Genomic DNA, 24,268 nt, shown 5'->3' on the forward strand with positions numbered 1-24,268 from the left:
CCTGCTAATCTGCCCAAAAATCCGTTTTGAAAGGTCCCCATGCGTATTTCCCTTTTCCCGATTGCCACGGCTTTATGCCTAACCCTTACGCCTGCCCACGCGCAAACCCCATGCGGCGGGAAATTCAGCAGTTTCATTGCCGCGCTTAAGAAAGAGGCCATCGCATCCGGTTATTCCCCTGCCAAAACCGAGCATTTCTTTGCCTCGGTTCGCCAAGATCCCAAAACCCTTAAGGCGGATCGCGCGCAAGGCATTTTCCAGAAAAGTTTCATCACCTTTTCCCGATCTTTGATCAGCAAGGGGCGTATTAACAGTGGCCGAGCCAACGCCAAAAAATGGGACCGCGTGTTTGACCGCATTCAACAGCAATACGGCATTAATCGCGGAGTCCTGCTGGCGTTCTGGGCGTTCGAAACGGATTACGGCTCGTTTCAAGGCAATTTCAACACCCTGAATTCACTGGTCACGCTGGCGCATGATTGCCGCCGCCCCCAGTTGTTCCGCCCACAGATTTTCGCCGCATTATCCCTATATGAACGCGGCGATTTTTCCCCAACCAAAACCACAGGCGCGTGGGCGGGGGAAATCGGCATGGTGCAAATGCTGCCCGCCGACATTCTGGAAAACGGTGTAGATGGTGATGGTGATGGCAAGGTCAGCCTGAAAACCTCGCCAGCCGACGCCCTGATGTCCGGTGCAAAAATGCTATCCAGTCTGGGCTGGAAACCGAATCAGCCGTGGCTGCAAGAAGTCATCGTGCCCCAGTCGCTGGATTGGTCCAAAACCGGCCTGACCACGCAAATATCAGTCTCTAACTGGGCAAAAATGGGCGTAAAGGCACGCAATGGGTCGCTCGCCACTGGCTTGAATGCCTCGATCATTTTACCAATGGGGCGCAAGGGTCCGGCTTTTATCGCCTACCCAAATTTCCGCGTGTATTTTGAATGGAACCAAAGCTTCACTTACGTCACCACCGCCGCCTACTTCGCCACCCGTCTGGAAGGCGCACCCGCCTATAATGCCGGAAAACCGGATCCTGGCCTGTCAGGAAACCAAATGAGAACGCTGCAGAAAAAGCTGGCGGCACGCGGGCATGATGTGGGTAAAATTGACGGCATTCTGGGTGCTAAAACCCGTGTCGCCATTCAAAAAGAACAGATGCGCCTTGGCCTGCCCGCCGACGCATGGCCCACCACCGCCCTTTTGAAAGCACTGTGATCCAACGAAGAAGCCCCGCGCAATCGCACGGGGCTTTTCAATCTATCCGGACTGCGTTTACCAGTCGATAAACTCTTCAAAATCCTCGACCAGCAACCGCCACCAATCCAGCGTATCTTCAAAGTTTTTATTGCCGACACCGTCAAAATCCAGATTCACATCCATTTCCAGAAACGGATCACCCTCATCATCAATATACGCCTTGGCAAACCGTTTCTCGCGGTTCCATTCATTGATTTTCAGCGCTGAAATACCGTTGTTTAAATCATATCCAGCCTTGATCAGGATCGAACTGCAATTATTATTATCCTGACAGCCATAAAAATAGACTGAAAATTTGGTGTCTGATATGCGGCTAGAAACCTTGGGGTCGCCTTGGCCGTCCACACCCATCGTAGCGACCAACCCAAAGTCCTGCATCGCCTTCATAACAACGTTCGCGTCCGTCGCAGTAATTTCAGCCGTTGCAATTGTGCTACTGGCAATTAACGCTGCGGCAGCTAATCCGCCAAACAGCTTTGTGTGAAAATTCATGGCCCACCCTTTTCAATGTTTGAATTGCGCTGATTGAACCAAAATTAACAGCAATCGTCAACGCGATTAAGGGCCTATGCCACCATCGATTCGGCTTTTTTCAGATCGACGCTGACCAATTGGCTGACGCCCAATTCGCCCATCGTCACCCCGAACAGCCGATCCATCCGCGACATCGTTACCGCGTGGTGGGTGATGATCAGGAACCGCGTATCGGTGCGGCGTGTCATTTCATCCAGCAGATCACAGAACCGCGTGACGTTGGCATCATCCAATGGCGCGTCGACCTCGTCCAGCACACAGATCGGGGCGGGATTGGCAAGGAACACCGCGAAAATCAGCGCCATTGCGGTCAGGGTTTGCTCACCGCCCGACAGTAGCGATAGCGTCGACAGTTTCTTGCCCGGAGGTTGGCACATAATTTCCAAACCGGCCTCGAGCGGATCATCGCTTTCGACCAGAACCAGCTTGGCCTCGCCACCACCGAACAGATGGGTAAACAGAAAGCCAAAGTTGCTGTTCACCTGCTCGAACGCGGTTAGCAGGCGTTCGCGACCTTCTTTGTTCAGGCTCATAATGCCGCTGCGCAGTTTTTTGGTGGCCTCTTCCAGATCAATCTTTTCGTTCAGCAGCGTGTCGTGTTCTTCCTGCACTTCTTTGGCGTCTTCTTCGGCCCGCAGGTTCACAGCACCCAGCGCATCGCGTTGGCGTTTCAGGCGGTTCACATTCGCCTCGATGTTTTCGGACGACGGCATTTTTTCAGGGTCCGCGTCCAGTTCCTCAAGCAGTTTTTGCGGCGTTGTTTCCTGCTCCTCAGTAATCCGTTCGCTCGCATAGGCCACCGTTTCCCGCGCGGCCTCGGCACGCGCTTCGGACCGCGCCCGCCCCTCGCGGGCCTCAGATGCGGCACGTTCGCAATCCCGTTCGGAATCAACCGCATTCCGCAGGGCCGTTTCCGCCTCAGCCAAAGCATCAGCTGCCCCGCGACGGCGTGTTTCAGCCTCGCCAATTGCGTCGGCCAACTCATCGCGCTTGGCCGCTATTTCTTCGGGTGCAGCACTGGCCTCTTTCAACTCGACCTCGGATTGCACCTTGCGCTCGTTCAATTCCGCGATCCGCTTTTCAGCAGTTTCCAAACGGTGCCGCCAGCCTGATACCTCTTTGGTGATTTCCTGACTACGCTTGATCCGCGCCTCGCCTTCACGACGCAATTCATCATGGGCTGACCGTTTGGACATCATCGTGATCCGTGCTGCCTCAACCGTCATTTTTGTGTCTTCGACATCCGCCCGTGCCGCACCCAGATCGCCCAGATCAGCCACAGTTTTATCGGCCTCGTTCAGGCGTTGCCGCGCATTTGATGCTTCTTCTTCAAACCGTGCCACAGCCAGCCCAAGGCTCTCTAGTTTGCCAGACGCGATGCTTTGATCTGCTTCGGCCCGCGATAACGCACGGTTGGCATCCGACACCGCACGGTCCGCATCGCGGCGCGCATCCCGCGCTTGCTGGTCCGCAATCGTCAGCTGTTTCAGTTCCGCCGACAACAGGTCATGCGCCCGCGTTGCACCGTCGGATTTGGCGCTGGCCTCTTCCAGATCGCGTTTCAATTCGACCAGACGATTCAACTGCTGCAATCGCAACGCAGCCGCACTTGGTGCATCCTCGGCACCGGCCTTAAATCCATCCCAACGCCACAGATCACCCTCAAGGCTTACCAGCCGTTGCCCCGGCAGAAGGTCTGCCTGCAAACGTGCCCCGTCAGCCGCATCGACCAGCCCGACCTGCCCCATGCGCCGCGCCAACACTTCGGGCACGGTCACATAATTGGTCAGGGCATTTATCCCTGATGGCAACGTCTGCGCCGATGGATAAGCTGGCAAAACCGCCCAGCCCGATGCCGCATCTGCGCCAACTTCGGGCGCCCGCAGATCGTCAGCCAATGCAGCGCCCAGCGCCTTTTCATAACCCGCCTTAACCCGCACCGCATCCAGCACCTGACCGCCCTCGGCGGTGTCGCGCTCAACCAGTTTGGCCAGTGCGCCAACCTCGGCCCGCAGCGCATTTGCTTCGCCTTCAGCCTCGGATCGTTCCGCCCGCGCATCCGCCTCGCGTGATTGCGCCTCGGCGCGAGCATCATCGGCTTTGGCCAGCGCAACCTCGGCAGCATCAGATGCATCCGACGCCGTCTTTTGTGCCCCCTCTGCCGCCACAAAATCCAGTGCCGATTTGGCAAGCGCCGCCTTAGAGTCGGCAACAGCTTCGCGTGCCCTCTCGGCCTCGGCCTCGTTTTTATCCAGCGTCTTGCGGCTGTCTTCTTGCAAACGGTGCGCTGAATGGTGCTTGGCCGACAGGCGCGCCACATCCTCGGTTAGCTGCGCCAGCGTCGCCTCGCGTTCCTGCAAAATACTCGCCCCGTCGCGGGCCTCTACACCGGACGCTTCCAGCCGTGCCTCGTGGCCCTCACTGGCCTTGGCGATCTGGCCCTGTTCCCATTCCAACCGCTCGATGGTTTCGCCCGCATCCTTGTTCAGCCCCGCTTCGCGTTCCATATCATGGGTCATCTGGCCAATCCGCGCGTTTAGCGTTTCGATCATTTGCAGCGCACGCGCCTCTTGATCCTTTAACGTATCACGCTGAACCGTCAGACGCTGCAAAACCGCCGCCGCTATCGCCTCTTCCTCGCGCAATGGCGGCAGCTTACCCTCGTTCGTTTCGCGCGTTTTGGCCGCCGTGCGCGCTGCGCCCTCGGCCTGCCCCGCCAGCTTGGTGCGTTCGGTCAGCTCGGCTTGCGCTTTAGCTTGGGCCTCGTCGGCTTCTTTCCAGCGGCGATATAACAGCAGGCCTTCGGACTTGCGCAGATCATCACCAATCGTGCGGTACCGCGCCGCTTGCCGTGCTTGACGGGCCAGTTGCGCCAGTTGCGTTGCTAACTGCTCAATCACATCGTCAACCCGCGCCAGATTGGTCTCGGTGCCACGCAACTTCAGCTCGGCCTCATGGCGGCGTTGATACAGCCCCGAAATGCCCGCCGCTTCTTCTAGAATGCGACGCCGCGCTTTTGGTTTGGCATTGATCAGTTCTGCAATCTGCCCCTGACGCACCAACGCAGGCGAATGCGACCCAGTCGAGGCATCGGCAAACAACATTTGCACATCACGCGCTCGCACGTCTTTGGAATTGACCTTAAAAGCACTACCCGCATCCCGCGTGATCCGGCGCACGATTTCCAGCGTATCCAGATCGTTGAAACCGGCAGGGGCCAAGCGGTCGGAATTATCAATGGTGATCGACACTTCGGCGAAATTACGCGCGGGCCGTGAGGCAGCGCCGGCAAAGATCACGTCCTCCATGCCACCGCCCCGCATCGCGGTCGGGCGATTTTCACCCATCACCCAGCGCAGCGCTTCCAGCAGGTTGGATTTACCACAGCCGTTTGGCCCGACAACGCCGGTCAGCCCGTCCGCGATGATTAAATCGGTCGGGTCTACGAAGCTTTTGAAGCCGTTTAGCCTGAGTTTGGAAAATTGCAAAAGTTCTGTCGCCTCTGATTCCGTTGAAGGTAAATTTGCCGGAGCACCCCCCTATGAGTCAACGAAGAACCACATAATCTGGACAATTGGACCGAGTTATCCACAAGATATTGCGATATTCCGCTCATATTGGGCAATTCGGCTGGCCGCGAAAAGCTGCTATCATGTCGTAAATCCACTTGACCCAGACACATCATTGCTTGCACACAGGGCAGGTAAGGTTCCCCGCACGGGCGTTAAATCGCTTGGGGATGAAACTGGGAATGTGGTGATGGTGACCCAAATAGGGGCCAGATGCCACAGCCGCCCCCGCGACTGTAAGCGGAGAGTGCATGCCATAACCCACTGGGGCAACCCCCGGGAAGGAGGCACCGCACGTCGATCCGCGAGCCAGGAGACCGGCCGTACATGAATGAAACCCAACCTGTCGGGGATGACAGGATAAGGAGATGATAAAATGACTGTACTGACCCAAACACAGACCAGCACCGAAACAGCAACTGGCCTGATGCCCATCGTTGGCGCCGTTGCCGCTGGTGTATTCCTGATCTTTTTCGCCGGTTTCGCGCAGGCCACCGTGTTTCACGACTCGGCCCATGACACGCGTCACACGCTGGCGTTTCCCTGCCACTAACCCATGACAACACGTTTATTTACCAGCGCGGTGTTCGCTGGTCTGATAGCAGGGCTGATTGCCGTCCTGCTACAGTTTGCGCTTATGCAGTCCCTTATCCTTGAAGGTGAAGAATACGAAAAGGGTAACAAAAGCCACTTTGGTGGCGTTCTGGTGATTAACGAGGCTTTAGAGGCTGAAGGTGGAGAGCCCGCGTCCGAACCAGAAGAAGAACCTGAGAACCTGCTAATACGCTACTCGCTTGCGTTCTTTGCCGATTTCATCGTGTTCGTTGGTTGGGGGCTGATCATGGTCGCGGGGTTTGCCGTGGCTGACAGGTTTGGCCGCAAGGTGACGGTTAAGGACGGGTTGTTATGGGGTATTGCCGGATTTACCGCGGTTCATATGGCACCGGCCATCGGGCTGGCACCTGAATTACCGGGCACGCCTGCGGCCGAACTGGAATTGCGCCAGCTTTGGTGGATCACAACTGCCATCGCAACGGCGCTGGCATTGGCGTTGTTTGCCTATGGGCGCAGCGCCTTGTTTGTTGTGGTTGGGTTAGCATTACTGATTGCGCCACATCTGATCGGCGCACCACGTCTGGACGGCTACGCAGGGCTGGCGCCGCCCGAACTATCAGGTGAATATGTTGCGCGGTCACTGGCTGTCAGCATGGCAATCTGGGCCGTTCTTGGCTTGGCGGCCGGCTATTTCTGGAACCGCAACTCTGACGCCTAACAAACGCAAATTTGTAACGGGTTACGGCCTCGTCGGCCCAGCCCCTCAATAATCAAAATACTACGGAGAATGAACATGCATATTGAACCTGGAATCGTTAATGGCGCAAAGATCGTGCTAAGCTACGCAACCGCAGCAGGTGCGGCAGGCTACACCCTGAAACTTGGCCTTGAGGTGCTGCGCACAACGGGGCTTGTATCGCTAGCTTTACGCTCACTGATCACCACCGTCATGGTATTTGGCTTTTTTCAAGTGATGCCACATTATCCAGTCGGTGTGTCCGAGGTGCACTTTATCCTCGGCTCAACCCTGTTCTTGCTCTTTGGGGCCGCGCCTGCGGCAATCGGTCTGGCTGCGGGTCTGTTGTTACAAGGCGTTTTCTTTGCGCCATCTGATTTGCCACAATACGGCATCAACCTGACCACATTGCTGGTGCCATTGTTTGCGCTCAAATTACTGGCCTCAAAAATCATCAAACCAAAAACTGCCTATGTTGACCTAAGCTATGCCCAAGCATTGGCACTTTCGACAGCTTATCAAGGCGGCGTTGTTGCTTGGGTTGCATTTTGGGCATTTTACGGCGCTGGCTTTGGTGTGGAAAACATCACGTCTGTTATGATGTTTGGTGGCGCCTATATGTTGGTTGTCCTGATCGAGCCTTTGGTCGATCTTGCTGTTCTTGCAGGTGCCAAGTCATGGCGCGATCTGGAAAAAACAGGCCTGGTTACATCGCGTCTGTTTCACAACGCCTGATAGCAAGCTATTATAAATGGCAATTTGAAATCCGGCGAGAAATCACTTGCTGGGTTTCCGCTTTATCCAAACAGGAGCCTGAACATGGCCGCAAAAACCCCCGCCACTGTCGTTACCGGTTTTCTGGGCGCTGGCAAAACCACCCTGATCCGGCACATGCTGGAAAATGCAAATGGCAAACGCATTGCCCTGATCATCAATGAATTCGGTGATCTGGGGGTGGATGGAGACATCCTGAAAGGCTGCGGTGACGAGACCTGCACCGAGGATGACATCATGGAGCTGTCCAACGGCTGTATCTGCTGCACGGTGGCTGATGAATTCATCCCGACCATGCAGAAACTGCTGGAACGGGACAATCCGCCAGATCATATCGTCATTGAAACATCGGGGTTGGCCCTGCCGCAGCCTTTGGTGCGGGCGTTCAACTGGCCCGAAATCAGCACAAAGGTGACGGTCGATGGTGTGGTCACCGTGGTTGATGGCCGCGCCGTGGTTGACGGGCAATTCGCCGCCAATGTTGCCGCCGTAGATGCCCAGCGCGCGCAGGACGATAACCTTGACCATGAAACACCCCTGTCCGAATTGTTCGAGGATCAGATCGCTTGCGCCGACATGATCGTAGTGAACAAGGCTGACCTATTGACGGACGCTGAATCCGCTGCATTAGTGACTGATTTACGCAAGGATTCCCGCGACGCGGTGCAGGTGGTCAAGGCCACAATGGGGGCGCTACCGGTGGATGTCTTGCTGGGCCAAGGTATCGGCGCCGAGGATAATCTGGGCGCCCGTCACGAGGTTCATCACCATCATCACCACGACGATGAAGACGATGATCACCACCATGAGCACGCGCATGAACACGGCCATGACGAATTCCAGACCTTCGCCGTCACATTGGACGAAATCACAGATGTGACCGCCTTCACTGACAAAATCACAGCCGTGATCCGCGCCCACAGCATCCTACGCCTGAAAGGGTTCGCCGCTGTTGCCGGCAAACCAATGCGCTTGACCATTCAGGCCGTCGGTCCGCGCGTCGACAGCTATTTCGACCGCCCGTTTGGCGCAGGCGAGGCCCGCACGACAACGCTGGTTGTGATCGGACAGGCAGGGCTAGATCGAACGGCAATCACAGCAGCTTTATCCGCATGACATTGATCATTGAAATAGGCGATCCCCGCGATCCCCAAGCTGCTGCGTTGCTGCAAGCCAGTCATGCCCTGATGGAGAGCCTGTTTCCCCCCGAAGATAACCATTTCTTGTCAATTGATGCGCTGTGCACACCCGACATCCACTTCTTTATCGCCCGCGAGGGTGGCACCACGCTTGGCTGCGCAGCCCTTGCCGGAAAATCCGAATACGGCGAATTAAAATCCATGTTCGTGGCTGAAGCTGCACGTGGTAAAGGGGCCGCTGACGCTTTGATGCGACAACTCGAAGATCATGCCCGCACGCTCAAACTATCTGCACTGAAACTTGAGACTGGTAGCCTGCTCCATGCAGCACACAAACTCTATGAGCGCCACGGGTTCTCCCTGTGCCAGCCCTTTGGCGACTACACGGCCACTGATACCAGCGTATTCATGGAAAAGCGGCTCTAATGCACCTTCTTGCGGCAACCCCTGGCAGTGTGGACGATGGCAATGAGCCTGTCGATCTGGGCCAAACTCCCGCTGATGTGGTGTTTATATCAGCCGCCGATACTGAACTCGCTGCCCTCTCCGAGGCCCGCGCGGAAATGACTGATGCGCCCACCCTGCGCCTCGCCAATCTAACCCACCTGCAACACCCGATGTCCGTCGATCTGCATATCGAGGCCTGCGCCACCAAATCAAAACTGGTGATCGCGCGGGTTCTGGGCGGGGCAGGATACTGGAAATACGGGTTAGAGCAATATGCGGCACATTTGCATGACGCAGGTGTGCCATTCGCCGCCCTTCCGGGGGATGACAAACCCGATCCAGACTTGTGGCGGCTTTCGACCGTTTCGCGTGAAGATTACGATTCGCTCTGGGCTTATATGGTCGAGGGTGGACCGCAAAACGCCACAGGTTTGCTTGGCTATGCCAAGGCCATGCTGGACGGCACAGAAAAGCCCACCACCGCCACACCGTTGCTTCGGGCCGGTGTCTATTGGCCGGGAGCCGGTGTTGCTGACTTGACTGCCGCACAAGAAAACTGGACTGATGGCGCACCCATCGTGCCGCTGATTTTCTACCGCGCTTTGGTGCAAGGGGCGGGGCTGCATCCGATTAACCGGATGGTCAAAGCATTGTTGCAACAGGGACTGAACCCGCTGCCTATCTTTGTCGCCTCGTTAAAAGACCCTGTATCGGTGGCAACGCTGGAACAGCTGTTCACTACCGCCCCGCCCGAGGTAATCCTGAACTGCACATCTTTTGCCGTTGGTTCCCCCCACCAAGGCGAACATCACACTGGGCCATTGAACCCTCTTGCAATGCGTGCTGCCAACGGGTGCACAGTATTTCAGGTGGTGCTTGCGGCCTCGTCAGAGGAGGCGTGGGAGGAGGGTTTAACCGGTCTTTCGGCACGCGACATTGCAATGAACGTGGCCCTGCCCGAAGTGGACGGGCGGGTATTGAGCCGTGCGATTTCTTTCAAAGGGCAGGCGTATTTTGACGAAGCAACGGAGTGCCCAATCGCAGCATATCGGGCCCGTGGGGACCGGATCAGTTTTGTGGCGAAACTGGCCGCGAACTGGTCAAAGCTACGTCGCGTTAACACAGGCAAACGTAAGGTTGCGCTAGTCTTGGCAAACTACCCAAACAAGGATGGCCGACTTGCCAACGGGGTTGGTCTGGATACCCCCGCATCGACGATGCATGTTCTGGATTTGCTCGCAAACGAAGGATACTTCGTCTCTAATTCGCCTAAAAACAGCGATGATTTGATGCAGATGATCCTTGCCGGGCCAACCAATTGGCTGACGGATCGCGCCCAGAAAACCGGCGGGGTGCAGATCAGTTTCGCAGATTATCAAACCGCCTATGGCCAACTGCCTTGGGAGTTGCGCGAACGGATCGAAGCACGTTGGGGCGCACCGGATCAAGACCCGTTCTACACGGCAGGCGAGGTCGACTGCGGGTATTTTTCGCTGTCGGTTTTGCGGTTTGGTAATGTGGTGGTCGGCTTGCAACCTGCACGCGGTTATAACATTGATCCGACCGAAACCTACCATTCCCCCGATCTGGTGCCACCACACAACTATCTGGCGTTTTATTTCTGGCTGCGTCATCAGTTTGGCGCGCATGCAATTGTCCATATGGGCAAACACGGCAATCTGGAATGGTTGCCCGGCAAGGCGCTGGCGCTGTCTGATGCTTGCCTTCCCGAAGCCGTGCTAGGCCCGATGCCGCATATTTACCCATTCATCGTGAATGACCCCGGCGAAGGCACGCAGGCCAAACGTCGCGCACAAGCGGTGATTATTGATCACCTGACACCGCCGCTTACCCGCGCCGAAACCTATGGGCCGCTGAAAGAGCTGGAAGCACTGGTCGATGAATATTACGAGGCCGCAGGGGTCGACCCACGCCGGATTGAATACCTGCGCCGAGAGATCTTATCGCTGACATCGGTAACGGGGTTGGCCGAAGACGCTGGCCTGTCGGGTAGCGATGAGGATGGTGATCTGGCCAAGCTGGACGCGTATTTATGCGAGTTGAAAGAAGCACAGATACGGGACGGGTTGCACGTGTTCGGGCAATCCCCCACAGGCCGGCTGGAACGTGACCTAACCCAAGCGTTGGTGCGTGTGCCACGCAACGAGGGAAAAGAGACCGATGCGTCTCTAATCCGCGCCATTTCAGACGATTTAGGGTTGGAATTTGACCCGTTAGATGCAGATATGGCCGCCAAGTGGGATGCCTCAAAACCTGATATTCTGGTAGCGGTTTGTGATGGTAATTGGCGCAGCACAGGTGACACTATTGAACGGTTAGAGATGCTCGCATCGGCAATGCTGGATGGGGATCAGCCTGCCCCTGGTCTGGCGTCAAAGGTCGTAATGGCGCATGTAAAAGCCGTGGTCCGCCCCAGTGTAACATCCTGTGGCCCTTCGGAAGGGGCGGGTCTTCTCACCGCCCTTTCAGGGCAATTCGTCGCCCCGGCACCATCCGGTGCGCCCACGCGGGGACGGCTGGATGTTCTACCAACTGGTCGCAATTTTTTCAGCGTTGATAGCCGCGCCGTGCCAACACCTACTGCATGGGCCTTGGGCTGGAAATCAGCCAACCTGTTGATCGAAAAGCACCTACAGACACACGGTGACTGGCCCCGCACCATGCTGCTGACCGCATGGGGCACCGCCAATATGCGAACCGGTGGCGATGACATTGCGCAGTGTTTGGCGCTGATGGGCGTAAAGCCAACATGGGATAGCGCCAACCGACGTGTCACCGGTTTCGAGGTGTTACCGCAAGGCGTTCTGGGACGCCCACGGGTGGATGTAACCCTGCGCGTCTCAGGCTTTTTTCGCGATGCGTTTCCGCAGCTGATTTCGCTGGTAGATAGTGCCGCCCGCGCCGTGATGGCGCTGAATGAGCCTGCCGATTTGAACCCTGCTGCGGGTCGGTTCAAGCGTGAAGGAGAAGAGGCTGCATACCGTGTTTTCGGCTCAAAGCCCGGGGCGTATGGCGCAGGCCTTCAGGCGATGATTGACGAACGGTTGTGGGCAGACAAGGCTGATCTGGCCGAGGCCTATCTGGAGTGGGGCAGCTATGCCTATGGCAAAGGGTCAGAAGGCCGCAAGGACCGCAAGGGATTTGAGGCGCGGCTATCACAAACCGAAGCTATTGTGCAAAATCAGGACAACCGCGAGCATGATCTGCTGGACAGTGATGATTATTACCAGTTCGAGGGCGGTGCGGCGGCAGCCGTATCGACGCTTCAAGGCCGTGACAGGCCGATCTATCACAATGACCATTCGCGCCCCGAACGCCCCGTCATCCGCACATTAGAAGACGAGATCGGCCGCGTGGTGCGCTCCCGCGTGGTGAACCCGAAGTGGATCGAGGGGGTCAAGCGACACGGCTATAAGGGCGCGTTTGAAATGGCGGCGACGGTCGATTATCTGTTCGCCTTTGCCGCCACGACGGGGGCGGTGCGCGGGCATCACTTTGATCTGGTGTATACGGCGTTTCTGGACGATGACGACACACGCGAATTTATCGCTGACCGCAACGCGCCCGCCCTGCGCGAAATTGCACAGCGATTGAATGAAGCGATTGAGCGCGGGCTATGGGTACCAAAATCGAATACGGCGCGGGCGCGGTTGGCGGATTTGTCGTGATACACGCCCTATTCGTTTGTGGTAAGGCCAGAATGCGCAGCACAACTGCAGCTGATATCACTACGCCATGGGCCGGTATTGAGGCTGATTTTGCGGGTCTTAGCAATGATGCAGACGAACGCCTATCAGTTGAGCAAATTGAATGGGCGGATGTTATCCTTGTTATGGAACGTCACCAAAAAAGCCGCTTATCTAAATTGTTTGGCCCCGCCCTAAAAGGCAAACGTGTGATTTGCCTGAGTATTCCTGACAACTACGAATACATGCAACCGGAGCTGGTCGACCTTCTTACACCGAAACTGGAGTCACATTTACGGATCGGTCATCCATAACCGCACTTAAGTTTGGCCACCATCAATGCCGGATCCCCTTTCATTGAATTGGGAACAACACTGCAACCGCTTGCAATCTCCATAGCTCTGGCCGCTTTTGGAAAAGTGTCGCCGATCTTGGGAAGATATTCAAAATTGGTGCGAATTGCTTCCGCCATCTCCCCTTTTACGCGGATTTGAAATGTGCTGCCTTGCACCTCTACTATCTGCATCTGCCCCCCCATAAATGCCGGATGCGGACTGCTGCATGACCCCAACTGTCCAACTGTCATTACTAACATTCCTAGTCGCCGCATTGGTCACTCCAAAAATTGTTGCCGCCTAAAGTGAGACTTCATCTAGGTTAACAACTGGTTAAATCTGCAATGTCATATGGCGGGCAGCCTAAATAATCGCTTGCACTTGCATCTGGGGCCCCGTCACCCCAATGTGTTTCCTATAAACAGGAGGGCATATGATGACTGATGATACCGACCGCCACGCGATGAAAATGGCAAAGAAGAAGGCCGCGCGCGATAAAATTATGGCGACCAAGACCGATCAAAAAGGTCTGATCATCGTTCATACAGGCAAGGGCAAGGGCAAATCGTCAGCCGCATTCGGGATGATCTTTCGCTGCATCGCCCATGATATGAAATGCGCCGTTGTGCAATTTATCAAAGGCGGTATGTCGACGGGCGAGCGTGACTTGATCCTTGCCAAGTTCAGCGATGAATGTGAATTTTACACGATGGGCGAAGGTTTCACATGGGAAACACAGGATAAATCCCGCGATACCGAAATGGCCGCCGCCGCTTGGGAAAAAGCCAAAGATCTGATCCGTGATCCCGCTAACAAAATGGTGCTGCTGGACGAAATCAACATCGCCCTGCGCTATGATTACATCGATATCAAAGACGTGGTCGAGTTTCTGACAAACGAAAAGCCCGAGATGACCCATGTGGTTCTGACAGGGCGCAACGCCAAAGAAGACCTGATTGAAATCGCTGATCTGGTAACGGAAATGGAGCTTGTCAAACACCCGTTCCGGTCCGGCATCAAAGCGCAGATCGGGGTCGAGTTCTAGGGCAAATCCAATCCAATTGAATTCACGCTGCACCCCGAACGCATTTGCAAATGCACACGCTGCCTTGGGTGTCTGAATGAATGCATATTTCTAGCTAGATTGGATGCGCTCTAATCACGGGAATAGATATCCTCGAACCGGATAATATCATCCTCGCCCAGATAACTGCCGGTTTGAACCTCGATCAAAACCATCGGTAATTTCCCTGGGTTCTCCATACGATGTTTGGCACCAAGCGGAATATAGACAGACTGGTTTTCTCCTATCAACCTGACGTCATCGCCGATTGTCACCTTTGCTGTGCCTTCGACAACAATCCAGTGTTCTGACCGGTGATGATGGCTTTGCAATGACAGCGCCGCCCCTGGGTTCACTACAATCCGTTTCACCTGAAATCGATCCCCCATAACCAAACTCTCGAACCAACCCCACGGTCTGTGATCGCGCGGAAACGTATCTGCCTGTTTTGCCCCCTTAGATTTCAGGGCGGCAACGGCCTCTTTTACCCGTTGCCCGTCGGATTTATGCGCCACAAGCACAGCGTCAGGCATCGCGATCGCAATGATATCGTCCAACCCGATCCCGACCAGTTCCATACCGGCGGATTCAGACCGTAATAGTGAATTCCGGCAATCTATCGCGGTTGAATTCTCTGAATAGACATTTCCGTCCTTGTCCGGATCCGCCTCGTTATGAACGGCATCCCAACTGCCCAAATCCGACCATCCGTTAGAATAAGGCATCACAGACATGTTTTCAGTTTTTTCCATAATCGCATAGTCAATCGATACCCCCTCGATCTGCATCCACGGGGCAACTGCCAATCTGGTAAATCCCAAATCTAGCGTCGCATCGCGTATTGATTCGGCCACCAATGAGTACAGATCAGGCGCATGGGTTTGATAGGCGGCAAGGATGGATTTGACAGAAAACAGGAATATCCCCGCATTCCACAGATAATTCCCCTGCGCCAGCATCTTACTGGCCGTGTCAGCATCCGGTTTTTCGATGAAATTGACCAACGGATGTGGCCCATCCCCTTGCAGTTGATCTGGTTGGGCCAGCTCTAGATACCCATAACCGGTTTCGGGGCAGTCAGGCGAAATACCAAACGTCACCAAATCGCCCGCGGCGGCACGGTTGGCGGCCTTGGCAACGGTTGCGCAAAATTCGTCCGTATCCGCAATTACATGATCAGACGGCGCAACCAACATCAGGGCATCTGGTTCCCGCACTTCCAACCACAGGGCTGCCGCCAGAACTGCGGGGGCTGTGTTCCTGCCTTCTGGCTCAATTAGGATTGCAGCGGCGGCTATTTGGGCTGCCGCCAATTGCTCGGTCACAATAAACCGAAAATCATCCACCGTAAGGACCAGCGGCGCCGCAAACCCGTTACCCGCCATACGCTTTGCCGAGGCTTGAAACAAGCTCTCTTCGCCCATCAACTTCGAGAACTGCTTTGGATAGCTTTGGCGCGACAGCGGCCACAATCGGGTCCCGGCCCCGCCTGCCAAAATCACTGGATGAATCATAGGTGGGTGGTGCATGCACAATTTCCGTTTACTTGCTTCTGCCAAGTGAGAAATCCATTAGCCTTACATACGACATCTCTCATATACGATCCTAGGCAATGCCTGCTCGTCTGGACCCCATTGTCCAAATGCGCCAAACAGTAATAATATTTTAATTATCCTGATGTGGTTAATGATCGGTAAATTTGGATGGGTATTTTAGCTGCGTTGACCCGATGCACTGAATGACGCAGAAAAGTAAGCGTTGTCCCGCTCCCTGTCCTGATCTGCGATTCCGTCCGTAGGTTTTGGATTTTAGGGGCGTTGTTGCATGGATCAAGTAGAGATCGCAGTGAGCCCTTACCCGTAATTTAGGCTATGCGATTTGTTCGAACACGGGGCGTCCGAGTTCGGTCATTCGGTTCAGGATGTTAACGCCAATTTTGGTCTCCGTTTGCTGATTTTCGAAACGTCGGGATTTTAGTTTCGGCCCGATGACCGCCTTCCAGCGACCAATCTGGGTTTCAATTCTGCTTCGCTGATTATAGCCGCTGTCGGTTTGCCAGGCCATGCGGCCACCGGTTTGAGTTTCGGAAATACGTCGGTCTCGAGAGGAAGCTTCAGATACGGATTGCGGGCTGAGTGTGGCGTTCTTTGGCGGCGGGATAATGATCTCGACCGCCTCGCCATATCGTGCCTTGAGCAGGTCCTCAGTTGGTACGCCGTCATAGGCCCCGTCAGCCAGAAAGCGGCTGACAGATGTGCCAACCTGGTTCAATAGCTCTGCCAAAGCTGTTGCATCGCCAACATTGTCCAGTGTCAGTTGCGCGCAGATAATTTCACCGGTTGCGAGATCCAAGCCAAGATGCAACTTGTGCCCACGGCCCGGCAGTTGATTGTTTGCAATCAACGAGAGGAGAGATTTGCGTCTCGCCCTTGTTTTATGCTTCTTCTCCAGCCACTCACCCTCACCGAAAACCTTCTATCCAGTGCTATCCACAACCAGATGAACCCGCTCATTTCTCACGGCTCTGTTCGTTGCAGCCAAGTGCAGCCCTTTCCCACGGCGCGACAGGGTCGAGAAATCCGGGATCGGGATTTCCAGCTTCATCAGCCCTGCAATGCTGCGCATCAGACCTTGGGTTGGCGAAGTGGCAACCTGTAAACCATGCCCAGCGTCAGGCACATCGTAATCGCCAGATCGGAATACCGAGGTTGGCCACCGCGTGATCCGCGCCGTGGGGCAGCCCGGCAGCCCAATGGTTTTGCACATCTGGTAAAATCCAGATCGTCAAGTCACCACGGTTGCGCAGGCTTTCGTTATACTCACGCCAATTCGTCACCCGATATCGTTTCTTCGCGAACTTGTGGCGACGGCCAGCGTTGTATTTATGCGGCATCAGGCGTATCCATGATCAGGGAAAAGCGCTTGTGAACACTTGATGCTTGATCCATGCAACAACGCCCATGACTGCACCCAAATTGCAAAAGCTAGACATCAATGCAAAATTACCTTGCTAAACGGACGCCATCCAGACATGACTATACCATATGAAGGAAAACCGCAATGAAAGTGGACCATACTGTAGGTGGCGTCATCATCGGAGTACTGATGGGGTTTGAAGATGACAAGCCCCTCGTGGTCTTCCCCGAAAACCCGAAATATGACGCGATTGCAGCGCGTAGCCTAGTGCGGATGAGCCACGAGGATATCGGCGCGCAGGTTGCTCTGCTATTTGAGGACGGCGCACGGGGTCGTCCGCTGATTATTGGACGCGTATTGCGTCCCGAACCTAACGCGCCCAGTGTTGTCCGCGACAACGAATTGGTACGCATCAAGGCGGAAGAGCGCATCGAGTTTCGTGTTGGTTCCGCCGCTATCATCTTGGAGAAAGACGGGCATATCACCATCCGCGGCAATGATCTTGTGAGCCAGGCCAGCGGGTTCAACCACATCCGCGGCGGCTCTATCGATCTGAATTAGCCCGCATGTTGGAAAAGCTGCCCGTAATTCCACCGATCCTACGCCAGCACGTAGAAGGCGGGGCATTTCTTTGGACGCAGCGAGCCCGAATGATGCATGACTCGGCCATGGGCGAGCAACAACTGGGACGGATCGACCTACGTCTGACGGCACATATTTCCGCCTGCGTAGCTTCGGGGCACGAGACGCTCGTCGAGGCCGAACGCCAATTTGATGACTTCCCCCAGCCAGGCGAAATCTTCGCCTGGCTCACTTCAGCCCTTCTCGTCCATGACTCCAGCGTTGAGACCATCCTGGAGCGCATCACGCTCGTGACACGAGAGGATTGGCGTGGGGCGTCAGGGGCCGTAGCGTGGGTCGGAACCGGCGCGCTAAAGGCGTATGTCATCCCGTGGTCAGAGTCGCGAGATCCATTGCGAAAGTGGCTCTCCCTTACCGCCTTCTCACATTACCGCATAGATCCCGGTGATCGTCTGGACAGTTATCTACGCGACCCCGACGATCAGGTGCGCGCGCGCGCTTTGCGGCTTTTGGGCGAGTTGGGGCTGACGGGCCGATTATGTGCGGCGCAAGAAGCATTGAACGCCCCTGAGGAAAGTGGCTTGCGCTTCTACGCCGCCCGCAGCGCATTACTGTTGGGGGATGCGAAACGAGCAAGCCCCGTGCTACGCGCCATTGCGGAGGGGCCTTCGCCCTTTGCCGACGCGGCTCTTGAACTCATCGTGCTGTCCGAAGTCGGACCCGACTTGCGGACATGGCTGGGAAAGCTGATCCGCGATCCGAAGCGTCGTGATGCAGCGATTGCCATCTCCGGCGCGATTGATGATCAGACCATTCAGGAATGGCTGCTGTCTAAAGCAGACGACCCAGGCTATGCCTCTGCTGTCACCAATGCACTACGCCACGCGCTGCCCTTCAACCTTGATGATACCAATGCACTAGAAAGCGACCCAGCGCTGCTTGCGCCAGGGTTTGCTGATCGTGATGACGGCCCCTGGGCTGTGGCAGAACGTATCCGCACTGCCATTGTGAACGATGACGGAAGCGAGCCCTTCGTGAATCTACCGAACTTGCGACGGCGCGTACTGGCGGAGGCCCTTGGGACGCCAGGTAAAGTCCTTGGAGAGTGGCGCCAGTTCCGACACTACCCAGCTTGGTCATAGCCTTTCGACCCACGCCCCGATAGATAAGCCGCAGCACGCAGCCCATTTTCCGAGGACACTTCCAGCATAGCGTGCGCCCCCGGCGCAATCCCCCGGTGGAACGCATCCGCAGCCACCACCAGCGCAATTGCTCCACCAGCTGCTCCCATTTCCCCGAAGCTCATCGCTGGGTAGGCAGTAGCCATGTATTCTCGATGTGTGCGATAGAATCTGGCGCGGAACAGCAACGCCTCCAAAGCACCATAGCGCTCCCCATTAAAGTTACTCACTACGAAGTTGATATCGCTCTCTGGGCGGATATCGGGTGCGCAGGCGGCAATCAACGCTTTGATCATGCCGCGCCCTTGGCTCTGGCGTGCACCACCTACGGGATCTGGCTCCTCAGCCAACCCAACACCGCGCACGGCCATGCCCCTACCTGGATGCAAAGACAAGACCAAGGCCCCTGCCCCCTCTGCGGGGACTAGTCCTTGCGCGGACTGTCCCAACAACCGCCCCGACGCGCGGAACCGCGCCACATCTCCCGCGCCCAACAGGGTATCGACACCAATCACAAGGACACGCTCCACATTGCCCAGCCTTAAAGCGGCGGCTGCATTCGGCAGACACCCAATCAACGCGGCGGGTCCACCATCTACAAGCCGTGAGCCCTTTGCGAAAGGGCCGCCCAGCCGCTGCTCTAGACTGGAAAGAAACGCGTTGTGGGACATCTCTGACCAGCACGGGTGTTCGCGATCTGTCTCGGGCGGGCTGCATACCAAAAGGGTGCGCGAGGATTCGGCTCCAGCGTCCTCCATCGCTTCGTGCCCCGCACGAACGGCAAGGTTCAGCAGCCACTCGGCGGTACTTGGACGCAATCGCCAATCAGCGGGCACTTTGGCCACTGTCTGCATCTCTGTAAACACATCGGGGGCAACCTCTTCGGAAAACCCGTTCACCCCGGCGATGAACGAAGCTGTTGATTGCGGTTGGGTCAGCCCTGCCGCGCTTACCATGCCCAGCCCTTCGACATATAGCGGCGTCATGGCGACCACACCGGCACAGATAGTAACGTACCATCACCGCCATTTGGGTTAAGATAGGCTTTGCCCTTGCGCCGCGCGTTCAGCCAGACCGGAGAGACGTGGCCAAAAGCGATTTCTTTCAGTCTGGGCTGATTTCGGATCAGCTGGGTGGCAATCCGCGACTTCAACGTTACGCGCATCTGCTCCGGCTCAAGGATCACCGTGTCCGTCGATAACTCTAGCGTCTCGATCCTATCGGCATATATCATCTGAACCGGCACGCACAGGCGCGGCAACCGAAAGGACCAGCGCCCAGAGGGCGTCATATTTACCAATATGATCTCGCTACCCGCAGGCAAAGCATCAAGTTGCTGATCGACGGGGGCCGAAAGATTATGGCGGAGGTCGAAATCTTGCGGTGCCAGCGGCCACTGCTCTGCCTGCCAAGCGTCGTCGTAGGTGCCTGCAAAGCCGATGCGTGGCTGCCAACCACGCCCAACCGACCCAAATCCAGCGGGCTTTGGTGTGGTGTCGATGTCACCGGCATAAGTGATGTTGGGGTGCTCAGAGAGAGCCGCCGGATCAGCAGAGCGCGCTTTCTTCCAGCCTATCCCTACGGGATTACGCACGTCACAAGCCCCGTCCTCGCGAGTGCCGCCAAAGGCGCGTTCCCACATCAAAGGCATAGTGATAAACGGTGTGGGATCACTTATCTGGCCCAATGCTTCCAGCCGATCACCGGTGACTGTCAGAACTTTGTTGATCGAGCCTGCGCGAAGGCCAACGTTTACTTGTTTGGCGGGCTTACCGTCTGGCGCATGGGCACAGCCGATGACCAGAACCTCGACACCCGGTTTTTCCAACGCAATATCGGCCTCAAACCGGGTCGAGGATAGGGCCGGATCGCCATAACACTCGTCCGCAAAACACACAGGCAGTTGAGCCTGTGCTATGGAGAGCGGCGTATCCGGCGCAACAACCTCGAAACTGGCCGAAACCATCAGAAGCAGAACTTCCTGTCCGTCTGCATCCATCTGCACATGCGTTGCGGCATCAAAGGGTGTTCGGTTTTCAAGCCAGACATCAAACCCCATCGGTCAGCACCAGTTTCCGTCTGCGTCAAGGCCGATGGGCCAGTAGGGCATGCAAGCGACCAAGCGGACCAATTCTTCTTCGCCCTCCTCAATAAGCCATTTAAGGAGTAAATCCTCGGGAAAAACAGCCGCCGGTCCTCTATTTAGACGGACGCATTCCAGCCAGTAGTGGCGCACAATCCAGACAACACGAGGGTGAGCGGCTCCGCCAGCCACCCGATTGTCGAATGCTATTTGAACGGACATCTCACGATCATTTCCGAGTGCTTCTTGCGCAGCAATAGTTCCCTCCCACCAATCAGAGGCGACCTCATATGCGGTACTCAGATCGAACACATATTGCCGGAACAGATCGCGGTGCTCCGAAGGGGCTTCAGCCAGCCCATACGATCTTCCCAGCGACGGGGCGCTGAGTATGCTAGCGGGCTGGGCCAACAGGCGGTTGATGCCCTTTTGCGTGCTATGGAGTGTAATAAGGGCCATCAGAAGAGGTCTCCCGATCTGGTCTCGCCTATTGGAACAAAACAAATGCCATCCACGATTTCCTGAAGATTCGGCGCTAATTCAGGAATCTCAATGATCAATAGATCTACAGGTCGCACTATATCTGCAGCTTCCCCCAGATCATCGATCCCCCACATGTCGACCGGGGATTTCTCAGGGTTGCCACCGAAGCTCTCCTCACTCTGGTGATTTAACACATCCACCTTGAAATAGTATTTACGAAAAATCTGCAAAACCTGTGGGTGTCCAGCTGGCCCTGTCGGCCAAATAGCCCAAATATCTTCGGCAGGCCGAGATGCCAGCAGGCCGTCCCACCATGCCATCAATTCTGGGAGGAGGTTGCGAAGCTCCTCAATATATTCTGTTTGGATATCAATCGCATTTGTCATCTGAATACCGTTCTGAGTGCTATTAAAAGTTTCTGGCGTAAGCCGCCGCTTGTGATCCTTGACTAGACGCATGAGCTTTGCAGTGAGGTATTACGGTTTCGGGTTTGCTAAAGAATTTCTTGAATTCTGATTTCCCCATATGACAGCCACCTAAGTTCCATGCTACCACTAGTGGAGGCTGATGATCATGGGTCATATAAGCTTTCTGTTCGAATTTGCCTGAGGCAATGTCACGGGTCTTTTGAGTTTTTTTCGTTCCGTCTGCAAAATAGGTCGAGTTCGCATCGGTTTTGCCGTCTCGCTTACACTCCCAACACGGCTTGCCGTTTACCTCGTCCCGCTGCGCAGCCTTCCGAGGGGGTCTGCATTTTTGGTCGTATTTCTTGTTTCCGCAGGGTCTTAGGTTTCCTTCGACTAGCATTTTAATGAAAAAATCAACGAATGCTGATGCGTCAATGCAATTGGGTAACGGGCTGGCCGTGTTCTGCTCCATTGGGTCGCCATGTCGGCAAACCCCCTTGCCCTCGACCTTGACCGTGAACGCCCACAGTTTGAAACTACCTTTGCCCTTGGTTTTGTGGGTGACCACGCCACCGCCTTGTGTGGCAGGTTCGTTGCCAGTGCTCGTTGAAATGTGGGAGGCGTTCTCAAGCGCCGTGGGATTGCCCATGATCTTCACCGTCTTCGACCCCTTCGCAAGATCGGAGGCCTGCAACATATTCACATAAGGCACCGGAATCGGACCGGCGGGCGGTGGAGGTGGTGTCAGGCAGACATCACCGGGGGCGACGCCTTTTCCGCCGCTGCCTTTATGAAAAAACCCCATGCCTTCCGCATAAACGGAGTTGCCCATCAGGCCTCCTCCATTTCGGGGCGCGGGCTTAGCATTTGGGAAAAACCATCAGCCGCCAAATCATGGATGGTGTCAAAATGCAGCTCATGCACCTCCCAGTCGTCAATCCAAAAGTAAGCGCCTTGGGTGAACGGCGGGGCGGGAACGAAAGTCGGCAGCGCGTTCAGCTGGCGTTTGATACCATGCAGAGATCCCATCCCACTGACGGCCTTGGTCAAAAACCGCGCCGCGGCCTCGAACCAGGGGTCGTCAGCAACGGGCACATCGCCAGAAATTAAAAGGGCCAAAGGATAGGGCGTACCGCTGCTGGTGTAACTCAATCGCCAAGCTCCGGCGACGGTGGCATCCTCAAAAATTCCGGGGGCGGCAGTGAAGCACCAGACTCGGGTGTCATCAGGATCGGCTTGTGCAAAGACCTTGCGGGACATGTCCACCCAGCGACCCCACCGCGCAGTAAAACTGGCAGTGCCCCCGAACGTAAAGGGTGAGTGTTCCGAAGGGATGGCACCGGTTAGCGCAAGCATGTTCCAACTCAATCTGTTCCATCATTAAATACCAAAAACTTAAACCTATCCCAGTACGAGTCAAGGATTGTTAGACTTGTCATGGAATTGCTCGGTCACTTCGACTTTTATCGCGACCCGGCTCCCGGGCTGTCCGATTCTCTTATTAAAATTGACTTTGTATCGGGAGATTTCCAATGACCATTTCCAAAGACCTATTTTTAGCCATTCTCTCTATGGATTCATACAATCGTGGATATGGATCGGGAATTACGTTGAGTGATGCAATGGGAACACAGGGGGAAGCCGTGTCGCATGCATGTCGCACGGAAGAATCGGGAATGAGCGTAACTGTTTGGAATCACGCCGTAATGTGTTGCGACGTGTTGCAACACGGAATTACCGCCCGCTGGGCGGGTAAATCCATTCAAGTCTTTGAATTATCGTGATAAAATTTGGTTGCGGGAGTAGGATTTGAACCTACGACCTTCAGGTTATGAGCCTGACGAGCTACCGGACTGCTCCATCCCGCGCCAAAAATGCACCTCAGAGGCATAAGATATGTGTCTGAGGAAGCATCGAAAGAGAGATACATTTTGAATTTCTTACTAGGTTTGGCAGTGACCTACTCTCCCACGCCTTAAGACGCAGTACCATTGGCGCAACAGTGCTTAACTGCCGAGTTCGGGATGGGATCGGGTGTTTCACTTGTGCTATGACCACCAAACCGAGAAAGAAGTGCAAACATCAGTGCGGTTTTGGCCGCAACTATCCTGATCGTGTATTTTGTAGTGTGTAGTATGCTTTGTTCCAGCAAAGTCTTTCTATTACTGGATCAAATCAAGCCTATCGAGCAATTAGTACCAGTCAACTGAACGCATTGCTGCGCTTACATCTCTGGCCTATCGACGAAGTGGTCTACTTCGGCTCTCAGGGATACCTTGTTTTGAGGGGGGCTTCCCGCTTAGATGCCTTCAGCGGTTATCCTGTCCGTTCATAGCTACCCAGCACTGCCATTGGCATGACAACTGGTCCACCAGTGGAACGTTCACCCCGGTCCTCTCGTACTAGGGGCAACTCCTCTCAAGTATCCTACACCCACGGCAGATAGGGACCGAACTGTCTCACGACGTTCTAAACCCAGCTCACGTACCTCTTTAAA

Annotated in this window: 24 protein-coding genes, 1 tRNA gene, 2 rRNA genes and 1 riboswitch; of the genes, 12 read left to right on the forward strand and 15 right to left on the reverse strand. The window is 55.5% G+C overall.

Annotated features, from left to right (window positions below; genetic code table 11):
* Positions 1–39 precede the first annotated feature (39 nt).
* Entirely contained in the window at positions 40–1,218 is a 1,179-nt protein-coding gene (locus tag ACWB12_RS00570) for a lytic murein transglycosylase (protein WP_479528107.1), read from the forward strand.
* 57 nt (positions 1,219–1,275) lie between these two features.
* On the opposite strand, the gene ACWB12_RS00575 is transcribed toward ACWB12_RS00570, so the two are convergent.
* Positions 1,276–1,752 carry a YbjN domain-containing protein gene (locus tag ACWB12_RS00575; protein WP_479528108.1) on the reverse strand — a complete coding sequence of 159 codons (477 nt, stop codon included), beginning with the start codon at positions 1,750–1,752 and terminating at the stop codon, positions 1,276–1,278.
* A gap of 74 nt (positions 1,753–1,826) precedes the next feature.
* Positions 1,827–5,282, reverse strand: a complete 3,456-nt coding sequence (gene smc / locus ACWB12_RS00580) for a chromosome segregation protein SMC (protein WP_479528109.1) — start codon at positions 5,280–5,282, stop codon at positions 1,827–1,829.
* A gap of 201 nt (positions 5,283–5,483) precedes the next feature.
* Positions 5,484–5,703: riboswitch (cobalamin riboswitch) on the forward strand.
* A gap of 36 nt (positions 5,704–5,739) precedes the next feature.
* Here smc and ACWB12_RS00585 point away from each other — a divergent pair.
* From ACWB12_RS00585 to ACWB12_RS00615, 7 genes are all read left to right on the forward strand, one after another.
* The gene (locus ACWB12_RS00585) at positions 5,740–5,916 is read left to right on the forward strand and encodes a CbtB domain-containing protein (RefSeq protein ID WP_479528110.1); all 177 of its coding nucleotides are present in this window, start codon (positions 5,740–5,742) and stop codon (positions 5,914–5,916) included.
* Positions 5,917–5,919: 3 nt separating this feature from the next.
* Entirely contained in the window at positions 5,920–6,636 is a 717-nt protein-coding gene (locus ACWB12_RS00590) for a CbtA family protein (protein ID WP_479528111.1), read from the forward strand.
* Between the two features lie 75 nt (positions 6,637–6,711).
* Complete coding sequence (locus ACWB12_RS00595; protein ID WP_479528112.1) at positions 6,712–7,389, forward strand: energy-coupling factor ABC transporter permease; 678 nt, start codon at positions 6,712–6,714, stop codon at positions 7,387–7,389.
* A gap of 84 nt (positions 7,390–7,473) precedes the next feature.
* A complete protein-coding gene (gene cobW, locus ACWB12_RS00600) occupies positions 7,474–8,544 on the forward strand; it encodes a cobalamin biosynthesis protein CobW (RefSeq protein ID WP_479528113.1) in 1,071 nt (356 codons plus the stop codon).
* On the forward strand, positions 8,541–8,993 hold the full coding sequence (locus ACWB12_RS00605) for a GNAT family N-acetyltransferase (RefSeq protein ID WP_479528114.1): 453 nt from the start codon (positions 8,541–8,543) through the stop codon (positions 8,991–8,993). Before cobW ends, ACWB12_RS00605 begins: the two co-directional genes overlap by 4 nt.
* Positions 8,993–12,703 (forward strand): cobaltochelatase subunit CobN, encoded by a 3,711-nt coding sequence (gene cobN / locus ACWB12_RS00610; RefSeq protein WP_479528115.1) that lies wholly within the window; start codon positions 8,993–8,995, stop codon positions 12,701–12,703. The genes ACWB12_RS00605 and cobN overlap by 1 nt, the downstream gene beginning before the upstream one ends.
* A 32-nt stretch (positions 12,704–12,735) precedes the next feature.
* Positions 12,736–13,035 (forward strand): phosphotyrosine protein phosphatase, encoded by a 300-nt coding sequence (locus ACWB12_RS00615; protein WP_479528116.1) that lies wholly within the window; start codon positions 12,736–12,738, stop codon positions 13,033–13,035.
* Here ACWB12_RS00615 and ACWB12_RS00620 read toward each other — a convergent pair.
* Positions 13,026–13,307 (reverse strand): hypothetical protein, encoded by a 282-nt coding sequence (locus ACWB12_RS00620; protein ID WP_479528117.1) that lies wholly within the window; start codon positions 13,305–13,307, stop codon positions 13,026–13,028. The genes ACWB12_RS00615 and ACWB12_RS00620 overlap by 10 nt on opposite strands.
* Positions 13,308–13,492: 185 nt before the next feature.
* On the opposite strand from ACWB12_RS00620, the gene cobO reads away from it, so the two are divergent.
* Entirely contained in the window at positions 13,493–14,101 is a 609-nt protein-coding gene (gene cobO / locus ACWB12_RS00625) for a cob(I)yrinic acid a,c-diamide adenosyltransferase (RefSeq protein WP_479528118.1), read from the forward strand.
* A gap of 110 nt (positions 14,102–14,211) precedes the next feature.
* On the opposite strand, the gene ACWB12_RS00630 is transcribed toward cobO, so the two are convergent.
* From ACWB12_RS00630 to ACWB12_RS00640, 3 genes are all read right to left on the reverse strand, one after another.
* A complete protein-coding gene (locus ACWB12_RS00630; protein WP_479528133.1) occupies positions 14,212–15,633 on the reverse strand; it encodes a mannose-1-phosphate guanylyltransferase/mannose-6-phosphate isomerase in 1,422 nt (473 codons plus the stop codon).
* Positions 15,634–15,988: 355 nt separating this feature from the next.
* On the reverse strand, positions 15,989–16,471 hold the full coding sequence (locus ACWB12_RS00635) for a transposase (RefSeq protein ID WP_479528119.1): 483 nt from the start codon (positions 16,469–16,471) through the stop codon (positions 15,989–15,991).
* 123 nt (positions 16,472–16,594) lie between these two features.
* Positions 16,595–16,885, reverse strand: a complete 291-nt coding sequence (locus ACWB12_RS00640) for a transposase (RefSeq protein ID WP_479528120.1) — start codon at positions 16,883–16,885, stop codon at positions 16,595–16,597.
* Between the two features lie 294 nt (positions 16,886–17,179).
* Between ACWB12_RS00640 and ACWB12_RS00645 the strand changes: the two genes are divergently transcribed.
* Both ACWB12_RS00645 and ACWB12_RS00650 read left to right on the forward strand, forming a co-directional pair.
* Complete coding sequence (locus tag ACWB12_RS00645) at positions 17,180–17,596, forward strand: DUF6484 domain-containing protein (protein ID WP_479528121.1); 417 nt, start codon at positions 17,180–17,182, stop codon at positions 17,594–17,596.
* Positions 17,597–17,685: 89 nt separating this feature from the next.
* Positions 17,686–18,759, forward strand: coding sequence for a hypothetical protein (locus ACWB12_RS00650; RefSeq protein WP_479528122.1), 1,074 nt, complete (start codon positions 17,686–17,688; stop codon positions 18,757–18,759).
* Here ACWB12_RS00650 and ACWB12_RS00655 read toward each other — a convergent pair.
* The 6 genes from ACWB12_RS00655 to ACWB12_RS00680 are packed head-to-tail and all read right to left on the reverse strand — an operon-like array spanning position 18,741 to position 23,127.
* Positions 18,741–19,784 carry a hypothetical protein gene (locus ACWB12_RS00655; RefSeq protein ID WP_479528123.1) on the reverse strand — a complete coding sequence of 348 codons (1,044 nt, stop codon included), beginning with the start codon at positions 19,782–19,784 and terminating at the stop codon, positions 18,741–18,743. The two genes, ACWB12_RS00650 and ACWB12_RS00655, sit on opposite strands and share 19 nt — an antisense overlap.
* Positions 19,781–20,857, reverse strand: coding sequence for a DUF2169 family type VI secretion system accessory protein (locus ACWB12_RS00660; protein ID WP_479528124.1), 1,077 nt, complete (start codon positions 20,855–20,857; stop codon positions 19,781–19,783). Before ACWB12_RS00660 ends, ACWB12_RS00655 begins: the two co-directional genes overlap by 4 nt.
* A gap of 3 nt (positions 20,858–20,860) precedes the next feature.
* Complete coding sequence (locus tag ACWB12_RS00665) at positions 20,861–21,340, reverse strand: hypothetical protein (protein WP_479528125.1); 480 nt, start codon at positions 21,338–21,340, stop codon at positions 20,861–20,863.
* Entirely contained in the window at positions 21,340–21,750 is a 411-nt protein-coding gene (locus tag ACWB12_RS00670; protein WP_479528126.1) for a hypothetical protein, read from the reverse strand. Before ACWB12_RS00670 ends, ACWB12_RS00665 begins: the two co-directional genes overlap by 1 nt.
* 22 nt (positions 21,751–21,772) lie before the next feature.
* Positions 21,773–22,603, reverse strand: a complete 831-nt coding sequence (locus ACWB12_RS00675; protein WP_479528127.1) for a DUF4150 domain-containing protein — start codon at positions 22,601–22,603, stop codon at positions 21,773–21,775.
* The gene (locus tag ACWB12_RS00680) at positions 22,603–23,127 is read right to left on the reverse strand and encodes a hypothetical protein (protein WP_479528128.1); all 525 of its coding nucleotides are present in this window, start codon (positions 23,125–23,127) and stop codon (positions 22,603–22,605) included. The genes ACWB12_RS00675 and ACWB12_RS00680 overlap by 1 nt, the downstream gene beginning before the upstream one ends.
* 176 nt (positions 23,128–23,303) lie before the next feature.
* Between ACWB12_RS00680 and ACWB12_RS00685 the strand changes: the two genes are divergently transcribed.
* Positions 23,304–23,555 carry a hypothetical protein gene (locus tag ACWB12_RS00685; protein WP_479528129.1) on the forward strand — a complete coding sequence of 84 codons (252 nt, stop codon included), beginning with the start codon at positions 23,304–23,306 and terminating at the stop codon, positions 23,553–23,555.
* Between the two features lie 7 nt (positions 23,556–23,562).
* Here ACWB12_RS00685 and ACWB12_RS00690 read toward each other — a convergent pair.
* The 3 genes from ACWB12_RS00690 to ACWB12_RS00700 form a co-directional block, all read right to left on the reverse strand.
* Positions 23,563–23,639: transfer RNA gene (locus tag ACWB12_RS00690), tRNA-Met, on the reverse strand.
* Between the two features lie 79 nt (positions 23,640–23,718).
* Positions 23,719–23,833, reverse strand: a 5S ribosomal RNA gene (gene rrf / locus ACWB12_RS00695).
* 109 nt (positions 23,834–23,942) lie between these two features.
* Positions 23,943–24,268: ribosomal RNA gene (locus ACWB12_RS00700) — 23S ribosomal RNA — on the reverse strand; the annotation flags it as partial.

This window comes from Profundibacter sp. (assembly GCF_056498605.1).